Origin of the sequence: Pseudomonas sp. HMWF006 (assembly GCF_003061205.1) — a bacterium.
Classification (GTDB): Bacteria; Pseudomonadota; Gammaproteobacteria; order Pseudomonadales; family Pseudomonadaceae; genus Aquipseudomonas; species Aquipseudomonas monsensis.
Map to the genome: position 1 here is coordinate 1 of NZ_QAIU01000477.1, position 9,479 is coordinate 9,479.

7 protein-coding genes and 2 tRNA genes are annotated in these 9,479 nt (G+C 60.2%); 2 read left to right on the forward strand and 7 right to left on the reverse strand.

Features of this window, described 5'->3' with window-relative positions; genetic code table 11:
• The 3 genes from DBR24_RS20795 to DBR24_RS20805 form a co-directional block, all read right to left on the reverse strand.
• On the reverse strand, nt 1–1,625 hold a 1,625-nt coding region (locus tag DBR24_RS20795; RefSeq protein ID WP_146189093.1), incomplete at its 3' end, for a lysylphosphatidylglycerol synthase domain-containing protein.
• Between the two features lie 279 nt (nt 1,626–1,904).
• Nucleotides 1,905–1,981 (reverse strand) — tRNA-Met (locus DBR24_RS20800).
• Nucleotides 1,982–2,202: 221 nt separating this feature from the next.
• A tRNA-Met gene (locus DBR24_RS20805) sits at nt 2,203–2,279 on the reverse strand.
• Nucleotides 2,280–2,559: 280 nt separating this feature from the next.
• On the opposite strand from DBR24_RS20805, the gene dinB reads away from it, so the two are divergent.
• Complete coding sequence (gene dinB, locus DBR24_RS20810; protein ID WP_128615698.1) at nt 2,560–3,621, forward strand: DNA polymerase IV; 1,062 nt, start codon at nt 2,560–2,562, stop codon at nt 3,619–3,621.
• Between the two features lie 127 nt (nt 3,622–3,748).
• Here dinB and DBR24_RS20815 read toward each other — a convergent pair whose 3' ends face one another.
• The 4 genes from DBR24_RS20815 to DBR24_RS20830 form a co-directional block, all read right to left on the reverse strand.
• The gene (locus DBR24_RS20815) at nt 3,749–4,702 is read right to left on the reverse strand and encodes a hypothetical protein (protein WP_128615699.1); all 954 of its coding nucleotides are present in this window, start codon (nt 4,700–4,702) and stop codon (nt 3,749–3,751) included.
• Nucleotides 4,703–4,719: 17 nt separating this feature from the next.
• The gene (locus DBR24_RS20820; RefSeq protein ID WP_123465212.1) at nt 4,720–6,435 is read right to left on the reverse strand and encodes a proline--tRNA ligase; all 1,716 of its coding nucleotides are present in this window, start codon (nt 6,433–6,435) and stop codon (nt 4,720–4,722) included.
• Between the two features lie 129 nt (nt 6,436–6,564).
• Nucleotides 6,565–8,124 (reverse strand): AmpG family muropeptide MFS transporter, encoded by a 1,560-nt coding sequence (locus tag DBR24_RS20825; RefSeq protein ID WP_128615700.1) that lies wholly within the window; start codon nt 8,122–8,124, stop codon nt 6,565–6,567.
• A 43-nt stretch (nt 8,125–8,167) separates the two neighbouring features.
• Nucleotides 8,168–8,521: an MGMT family protein gene (locus DBR24_RS20830; protein ID WP_123465216.1), complete on the reverse strand. Its 354-nt coding sequence runs from the start codon at nt 8,519–8,521 to the stop codon at nt 8,168–8,170.
• A 164-nt stretch (nt 8,522–8,685) separates the two neighbouring features.
• Between DBR24_RS20830 and DBR24_RS20835 the strand changes: the two genes are divergently transcribed.
• On the forward strand, nt 8,686–9,479 hold a 794-nt coding region (locus DBR24_RS20835; protein WP_146189094.1), incomplete at its 3' end, for a DUF481 domain-containing protein.

Consider the following 9,479-nt stretch of genomic DNA (forward strand, 5'->3'; position numbering starts at 1 on the left):
GTGCGCAACAGCCAGGTCAGGGAAATCACCAGCAACAGCACGGCGGCACCGAGCAGCGAACGCAGACCCCGTGGGGCGTCAGCGTCGAGGGTGAATTGCCACCACAGCTGATGGCTGTACGGCACGTCCTGATAGGCGAACAGCAGCAGCCAGGTCGAGGCGCCCAGCACGCAGAGGCTGGACACCAGATATAGCGGCGAGAAGGGCAGTTCGGTCAGGCGGCTCGGACGATAGAAGGAGCGACGGAACACCCCGAGCAGGGCCGCCGTCAGCGTCATCAGCGTCGCTTCTTCCCAGTCGAAGCCTTTGAGCAGCGAGAGCAGGGCGCCCACCAGCAACAGAATGGTGGTCAGCATCCACGCGGCCGACAGGCGCCGACGCAGGCCCTGGGCCAGCAGCAGGCAGAGCACGCCGATCAGGCTGGCGCCGAAGTGCGAGGCGTCGACCAGGCGATGCGGGATCAGGAAACCGATGTGTTCAAGGCGAGTGTCGATTTCCGGTGTGGCGCCGGAGAACAGCAGCACGACGCCGGACAGGAACACCAGTACCGCCAGAATCGGCGCGGCCAGGCCAGACGCGGCGCGCATGGTCTGGGTCTGGAACAGGCGCTGACCTTCGTTGATCAGCAGCAGAACGCAGGCCACCAGCAGCGGCAGCACCACGTAGATCAGCCGATACAGCAGCAGCGCAGCAGCCAGAGGCGCGGCGCCGAGTTTATCGGCGAAGGCGGCGAGCAGAATCGCTTCGAACACCCCCACGCCACCCGGGACATGGCTGAGTACACCCGCCGCCAGGGCCAGCAGGTACACCAGCAGGAAAGCGCCAAACGGCGGTGCTTCCGGCAGCAACAGGTACAGAACGGTGGCAGCGGCAGCCACGTCGAGCGCGGTGATGACCAGTTGCAGGAACGTCAGGCGACGGCCCGGCAGGCGCAGAGTACGGCGGCCAGCCTTGACCAACAGGTTGTCGCGGTAGGGTTGTTCCGGCAGGCGCCGACGATAGATGCCGATTGCGAGAATGGCGCCCAGCAACAACACGGTCACCGCGACGGTGCCGAGCAGGCCTTGCGACAACCCCAGCGCCTGAGACGCGGCGGGCAGGTCGCTCAGCGTGGCGAGCGCAGCCAGTGGCGGCAATGCGCAGCCCAGCGACAGGCTGGCAAACAGGGTCATGTGCGCGACTTCCGACGCCCCCAGTCCCAGTCGTGCGTATAAACGGTAGCGCACCGAGCCGCCGGACAGCAGCGACAGGCCGATGGCATTGCCGATCGCAAACGCGGTGAAGCCGCCCAGCGCCAGTGTGCGCGGTGGCAAGGTGACCCCGGCGTAGCGGCTGGCCGACCATTCGTAGCCCAGCAGAATGATGAAACCGACGACGGTGGCACCGAATGCACCGAGCAGGGCCGGTTTCGGCACGTCGAGAATCGAGTCGTGCAGCGCGTCGAGATCGAGTTCGACGAGCAGATGACGACAGGCAATCAGCGCAATCGTAAACAGCAGCAGCGTGACCACCAGACCGATGGGTTGACGGTATTTGCTCAGCCGATCCAGCAAGCGCAAACGCTCGGGTTTGATCGGATTTTCCGCTGTGACGGTGTCTTGTGGATCAGACGAGTTGGCGCGCATCAATCACCTCTTGGATTGTGCGCGACAGGATGGGGGTATCCAGCCAAGTTACCAATCCCTGTAGAAAAAAATAATCACAAAATACTACGCCTCTCACCGGGTATCGGCGAGGGCAGTCATGGATTGCAGACTGCTTGCCCGCGACGCAAAGCATAGTCGCAAGTGGGCGGGTCTGATGATCCTGGACGATTCACTGCACAGTGACAGATCATTGTTGCGAAAGGACTTTTTCAACAGATACAAAAAAGGCCACTCTTTCGAGTAGCCTTTTTTGATGTTTGGTTGCGGGAGCCGGATTTGAACCGACGACCTTCGGGTTATGAGCCCGACGAGCTACCAGACTGCTCCATCCCGCGTCTGTGTGGCGGCATTCTACAGGCGAACGGCTGAGTGTCAACCGCTAATCCCGAAAAGGGTCAAATAAGCGTGAAATCGCGGCAAACGGTCGCAGGTCATGGGTTAAGTTTCGGAAATACAACGAATTCCTGTTTGCCTGCAGCATTGTGGGCAGGTCGATCTGCAAAAAAACACACGCGCACAAAAAAGGCCACTCTTTCGAGTAGCCTTTTTTGATGTTTGGTTGCGGGAGCCGGATTTGAACCGACGACCTTCGGGTTATGAGCCCGACGAGCTACCAGACTGCTCCATCCCGCGTCTGTGTGTCGGCATTCTACAGAGGATCGCCGGAGTGTCAACCTAGATTTGGATAAAATCTCTTGAGGTTCAATCGGTTAGCGTTCCTTCACAGGTGTCTTGTCCTGCCGTAGGGCAGGTGGGGCAAGGCTTTCAGCTCTATTGGGGGCTCAGTTTCAATTGAAAAAACAAATTTAAAGGACTTTTCCTACCGCTGGGACAGAACATTCAAACCACTGGTGCTATATACAGTTCTCAGTGAGATACTGCTGATCCGGTTCGCCACGTTCCCTTTTCTGACATGACTCAGCGAAAAATCATCCACATCGACTGTGACTGTTTCTACGCCGCCATCGAGATGCGCGATGACCCGCGGCTGGCGGGCAAGCCATTGGCAGTGGGAGGGTCGGCGGACCGGCGCGGGGTGATTGCCACCTGTAACTATGAGGCGCGGGCGTACGGCGTGCGCTCGGCCATGGCCTCCGGGCATGCCTTGAAGCTGTGCCCGGACCTGACCATCGTCAAGCCGCGCATGGATGCGTACCGGGAAGCATCGAAGGAAATTCACACGATCTTTGCCGACTACACCGACCTCATCGAGCCCCTGTCGCTGGATGAGGCTTACCTCGACGTGTCTGACAGCGCGCATTTCGGCGGCAGTGCCACGCGCATTGCCCAGGACATCCGCCGACGCGTCTCCAATCAGTTGCACATCACCGTTTCCGCCGGCGTGGCGCCAAACAAGTTTCTGGCAAAGATCGCCAGCGACTGGAAAAAGCCCAACGGCTTGTTCGTGATCACCCCGGACCAGGTCGAGGACTTTGTCAGCGGTTTGCCAGTGAGCAAGTTGCACGGCGTCGGCAAGGTCACCGCCGACCGGCTGGGCAAGCTTGGTATCGTCGACTGCCAGCAGTTGCGTGAGTGGGGAAAGCTGGCGCTGGTGCGCGAATTCGGCAGTTTTGGCGAGCGACTCTGGAGCCTGGCCCGTGGGATTGATGACCGGCAAGTGCACAATGACAGTCGGCGTCAGTCGATCAGCGTCGAAAACACCTACGACGTTGATCTGCCGGATCTGCGCAGTTGCCTGGATAAATTGCCCGAACTGCTGGAAACCCTGAAAACCCGCATGACGCGCATCGACAGCAGTTATCGACCGGGCAAGCCATTCGTCAAAGTGAAATTCCATGACTTTACCCAGACCACGCTGGAGCAGGCCGGGGCAGGGCGCGATCTGGGCAGTTATCAGTTGATGCTGACGCAGGCGTTCAATCGCGGCGGGAAACCGGTGCGGTTGCTCGGGGTCGGGGTAAGGCTGGAGGATTTGCGCGGCGGGTTTGAGCAGATGGAGTTGTTTGAGCGGTAGTTTTGCGACAAATTTCGGATGGTCATCGCGGGCAAGCCCGCTCCCACAGGGATTTTTGGAGTTCACACAATGTGTGTTTCACCATTAAACGCTGTGGGAGCGGGCTTGCCCGCGATGCTTTTAGCTTTTAATTCGGTCCCGGATCCGCCACCAGGCGCCCGGCATCCTTGGTCAGCGACTTGAGAAACTCGGTCTGCAACTCAGGATCGTTACGAGTCAGTTCGATCAGGCTTTGTTCCAGCTCGCTGGCTTCTTCTTCCAGCCCCAGTTCCGACAGACGTTTGACCCGGTGGACCCACTGACTCACTTCGTCGTCTTCCAGATCGTCGTAAATCAGCCCGTGCGCTTCCAGCAACTTGCTGCGCAGGTGGCTGCTGATGGTCAGGGACGAGTCGCTGTGCACGTCATCCTTGCCGTCCTCGACGCTGATCTGCAGTTTGCCGACATGATTGAGGTCATTTTCGGCGAACGGACTGTCCAGCAGGTTCAGGCGCAGCACGCCGTTGCGGTCGGTGGTCATGTCGAAGGTCTGCTTGCCGGCCTTGACCTGCACCGGCCGCTCGCTCCACGGCAGGCTCGAATACTCCATGCGCTTGTCGCGCTGGACTTCATCTATACCGGCCAGGTTCTGTTGCGCACGCCCATGGGACTGCACGTTCATGAACGGGTTGACCCCGGCAATGCCGTAGTTCAGCCAATCCTTGGTCACGCTGTCCGGCAGGTTACCCAGAGCGAAGACATTGACCACATTCGCGCCGATACCGGCCACCACGGCCACCGCGCCGAGCGGAATCTCGTAGACCTCCCGCCAGGGTTGGTAAGGCGTGTAACGGTCGTAACGACGGGTGACTTCGAACTCGGTGACTTCGAAGGTCTTCTGTTCGTTGATTTTCACGCGTCGCTGCGGCAGCTCAAGCTCCTTGGGCTCACCGACATCGATCTGCAGGCTGTGGTCGAGCAGTTTGCGCTCGACCCGCTCTTCGTGCTCGCTGCGCTGTGACATGTGATTGGCACAGCCGCTGACCAGCAGGGCACCGCACAGGGCGGTGCCACCGAGGCCCAAGGTGTTTCGCTTGAACATGAGGTCTCTATCTGGAATCAGCGGCGGATACGGGCCTGAAGGAAGGGCACTACATCGGCGACCGGCAGCGCTTGCGCTTCGGCCTCGGTACGGCTCTTGTATTCCAGGTTGCCTTCGGCAAGACCGCGGTCGCTGACCACGATCCGGTGCGGAATGCCGATCAGCTCCATGTCCGCGAACTTGATGCCCGGGCTGGTTTTCTTGTCGCGATCGTCCAGCAGCACTTCGAAGCCGGCAGCGGTCAGTTCCGCGTACAGCTTGTCGGTGGCTTCGCGCACCTGCTCGGTTTCATAGCGCAGCGGTACCAGAGCGATCTGGAACGGTGCCAGGGTGTCGCTCCAGATGATGCCGTTTTCGTCGTTGTTCTGCTCGATGGCGGCGGCAACCACGCGGGACACGCCGATGCCGTAGCAACCCATTTCCAGGGTGACAGGCTTGCCGTTCTCGCCCAGCACTTCGCACTTCATCGCCTTGCTGTACTTGTTGCCCAGCTGGAAGATGTGCCCGACTTCGATGCCGCGCTTGATTTCCAGGGTGCCTTTGCCGTCCGGGCTTGGATCGCCAGCCACGACGTTGCGCAGGTCGGCGACGGTCGGAACCGGCAGGTCACGCTCCCAGTTCACGCCGAAGTAGTGCTTGTCGTCGATGTTCGCGCCGATACCGAAGTCGCTCATCAGCTCGACCGAGCGGTCGATGATGATTGGCAATGGCAGGTTCAGCGGGCCGAGGGAACCGGCGCCGGCGCCGATGGCGTCACGCAGTTCGGCATCGGTAGCCATGACCAGCGGGCTGGCCACGCCAGGTTGCTGGGCAGCCTTGATTTCGTTGAGTTCGTGGTCGCCACGGATGACCAGCGCGATCAGCTTGCCTTCTTCTTCGGCGCGCACGATCAGGGTCTTGATGGTCTTTTCAATCGGCAGATTGAATTTCTCCACCAGCGCCGCGATGGTCTTGGTGTCTGGCGTATCGACCAGGCGCAGCTCTTCGGTCGGAGCGGCGCGCGAAGTTTCGCGTGGCACCGCTTCGGCTTTTTCGATGTTCGCCGCGTAGTCGGAACCGTTGCTGAAGACGATATCGTCTTCGCCGGATTCGGCCAGTACGTGGAATTCGTGCGAACCGGCGCCACCGATCGAGCCGTTGTCGGCTTCAACCGGACGGAATTTCAGGCCCAGGCGGGTGAACACGTTGCAGTACGCCTGGTGCATGCGGTCATAGGTGACCTGCAGCGATGCCTGGTCGGCGTGGAAGGAGTAGGCGTCCTTCATGATGAATTCGCGGCCGCGCATCAAACCGAAGCGTGGGCGGATTTCGTCACGGAATTTGGTCTGGATCTGGTACAGGTTGATCGGCAGCTGTTTGTAGCTGCTCAACTCGTTGCGCATCAGATCGGTGATCACTTCTTCGTGGGTCGGGCCCGCGCAGAAGTCGCGACCGTGGCGATCCTTGATGCGCAGCAGCTCAGGGCCGTATTCGTCCCAGCGTCCCGATTCCTGCCACAGCTCGGCCGGTTGGGTGCTCGGCATCAACACTTCCAGAGAGCCGGCAGCGTTCATTTCTTCGCGAACGATGGCTTCAACCTTGCGCATGACTCGCAGGCCCATCGGCAGCCAGGTGTACAGGCCCGAGGCAAGTTTGCGGATCATGCCGGCGCGCAGCATCAGCTGATGGCTGATCACGACCGCATCGGAAGGCGTTTCTTTCTGTGTGGCGAGCAAAAATTGACTGGTGCGCATGGTTGGCCGTTGTCGGTTGCTATGACTGGAAATGACGGAGCAGTGTACCGGCGAGTTTTGCTGACGTACAGAAGCGTGGCCGGCGGTGAGGTCCAACGGCAGGATTCCTCCCGCCGTGGGTGAAATGTCTTACGACTCTTCCGCAACCGGCGTCGGCACCGGCTCGGGGGTGGGCGTAGGGCCCTCGCGGCGATTTTCCTGGAACCAGTGCAGGGCAATCAGCACCAGGGTCGGTACGCCGAGCAACGCGGTGATCATGAAGAAGTTGTGGTAACCGAACTTCTCGACCATCACCCCGGAATAGCCGCCGATCAGGCGTGGCAGCAAAAGCATGATCGAGCTGAGCAGGGCGTATTGCGTCGCGGAGAACTTGAGGTTGGTCAGGCTCGACAGATAGGCGACGAACGCCGAGGTGGCCAGCCCGGAACTGAAGTTGTCGAGGGAAATGGTCACCACCAGCATCTGCAGGTTCGGGCCCATGTCGGCGAGCATCACAAACAGCAGGTTGGTGCCCGCCGAGGCCGCACCGCCGATGAACAGGATCGGCAGGATGCCGAAACGCACGATCAGCAGGCCGCCCATGCCCGCGCCGACAAGGGTCATGATCAGGCCGAAAATCTTGCTGACACTGGCGATCTGGTCCTTGGTGAAACCCTGGTCGATGTAGAACACGTTGGCCATTACGCCCATCACGGTGTCGGACATCCGATAGGTGGCGATCAGTCCGAGCAACAGCAGCGCCTGCCAGCGGTAGCGCAGAATGAAGTCGTTGACCGGAGTCAGCACCGGCGCCAGGCCACGGCGACCCATCGCCGACAGGCACATCCAGGTGAGTAGCGTGTAAAGGATCGCACGCAGGAAGGCGCGGTCTTCAAGCAACAGGTCGAGCGGGCTCATGGTGCCAAACAACACTTCGGCGAAGTCGGTGTTGTAGAGCTGGGTGAACATCGCCGGTACCGATACCAGTAACACGATCAGTACGAATACCGACGCGAGTTGATGCACAAAACTGTAGCGGCCGGCCTGCAACTGCGTGCGCAGCGGTACGGGTGGTTCGCGCATCAGCAGCGAGGTCAGCAGGGCAGGGATCATCAGCACCCCGAACAGGGCATAGGTGCCGGTCCAGGCCGAGTGTTGATAGTTGAAGCCGGTCGAGCCGAAGCCTTCGGCAAAGAACAGTGCACCGGCCGTGGCCAGCAGGGCGGCGACGCGGTAGCCGGACATGTAACTGGCGGCCAGTGCGGCCTGGCGGCTGTCATCGGCGATTTCCAGGCGATAGGCGTCGACCGCGATGTCCTGGGTTGCAGAGGCGAAGGCGACGACAACGGCGATGGCGATCAGCCAGGACAGGTGTTTCTGCGGATCACAGAAGCCCATGCCGATCAGGCCGAGAATCACCAGTGTCTGCGACAGCACCAGCCAGGAACGTCGTCGGCCAAGTTTGCCCAGCAACGGCAGGCGCCATTGGTCGAGCAGCGGTGACCAGACCCATTTGAACGCGTAAGCCAGGCCGATCAGGCTGGCGTAGCCGATGGTTTCACGGGCGACACCGGCTTCACGCAGCCAGACGGAAAGCGTAGAGAACACCAGCATGTACGGCAGGCCGGCGGCGAAACCGAGCAACAACAGCACGAGCGTCGAAGGACTGGCATAAGCGGCTAGCGCGGCGCGCCAGGTTTTACGGGGCATGGGCTGAAGTCTGCCTCAAGATTGCGAAAACAAAGCGCGCACTCTAACCGCTGTGCTCTACCGGACGCCAGCCATGGCGCTGAATATCCACACGATTGTTCAGGACGGTGATGCCTTCCATGCGCAATCTTGCCCGTTGTTCATCGCCCGAAGGGCTGCCCGCCGGCAGGCTGATCCGACCGCCGGCACCCAGCACGCGGTGCCAGGGCAGGCGCGTATCACCCGGCAATTGGCTCAAGGTGCGGCCGACCCAGCGGGCGGCGCGCCCTAAACCGGCCAGTTCAGCCAACTGGCCATAGCTGACGACTTTGCCTTCCGGCACTTGGGCGAGGGTCGAGTAGAGGGCCGTGCGTCGGATTTGCGCTTCGCTTTCGTCTGCGTGGGTCGGGTCTGTCACGTACGCGGTTCCTGAGCATGCTCATGTTGATGACTCAAGCGTAATCCCTCGGAGCGCTATTGAGAAATGAACTCAATGGAAATCGCCCGGTCAGTCCTTGTCAGGGCATTATTCCTACGGATAATGCCGATCTTTTTTTGCAATCCTGAGCCCTCAGTCCGCTTATGTTGTCCAGAACCTTGCTGTGCCTTGCTGTCTTCAGCGCGTCTACGCCCTTGCTTGCCGATACCGTCTGGTTGAAGAACGGTGACAAGCTCAGTGGCAAAATTTCCCTGTTCGATGGCGGCAAATTGCTGATCCAGACCCAATATGCGGGTGCAGTCACGATCGACTGGAAACAGGTCAAGACCCTGGAAAGTGATCAAGAGTTGTTGGTCAAACAGGATGCTTATACCGGTGAAAAAGCCAAGTCACTGACCGCAGCCGATGACGGCAAGGTCACCCTGGCCAATGGCGAAGCACCGAAAACCGTGGAGCTGGCGAGCATTCAGCAGATTCTCAAGCCGAAACCGGTGGTCGAGGATCTGGTCTGGAAGGGCAACGTCGGCCTCGCCCTGGATTATCAGCGCGCGGAAAAGGACACCGACGACTATGACATCGACTTCAAGACCACTGCACGTCATGGTCGCTGGCGCCACACCGGCGAAGGCGAATACAACCGCGAAGTGCAGGACGAACAGGTCACCACTAACAATTGGCGCGCCGAATACGCCCTCGACCGCTTCCTGACCGACAAGTGGTTCTGGCAGGGGCGTCTGAACTACAAGCGGGATTACGTCGAAGAGCTGTCGCGTCAGCGCGTGGTCGGTACAGGTCCGGGTTACCAGTTCTGGGATGACGAACTGGGCGCGTTCTCGCTGGGTTCGCTGCTCAACCGTACCGATTACGAGTACAGCGATGGCGGCAAGGACAATTTCTACTCGGTCGCGATGAAGTGGGATTACAACCGCTACCTGAT

What these genes read in the sequence shown, in the direction of transcription:
- dinB (WP_128615698.1), top strand. Translation starts at nt 2,560, where the DNA reads ATGACTCAGCGAAAAATCATCCACATCGACTGTGACTGTTTCTACGCC.
- DBR24_RS20815 (WP_128615699.1), bottom strand. Translation starts at nt 4,702, where the DNA reads ATGTTCAAGCGAAACACCTTGGGCCTCGGTGGCACCGCCCTGTGCGGT.
- DBR24_RS20820 (WP_123465212.1), bottom strand. Translation starts at nt 6,435, where the DNA reads ATGCGCACCAGTCAATTTTTGCTCGCCACACAGAAAGAAACGCCTTCC.
- DBR24_RS20825 (WP_128615700.1), bottom strand. Translation starts at nt 8,124, where the DNA reads ATGCCCCGTAAAACCTGGCGCGCCGCGCTAGCCGCTTATGCCAGTCCT.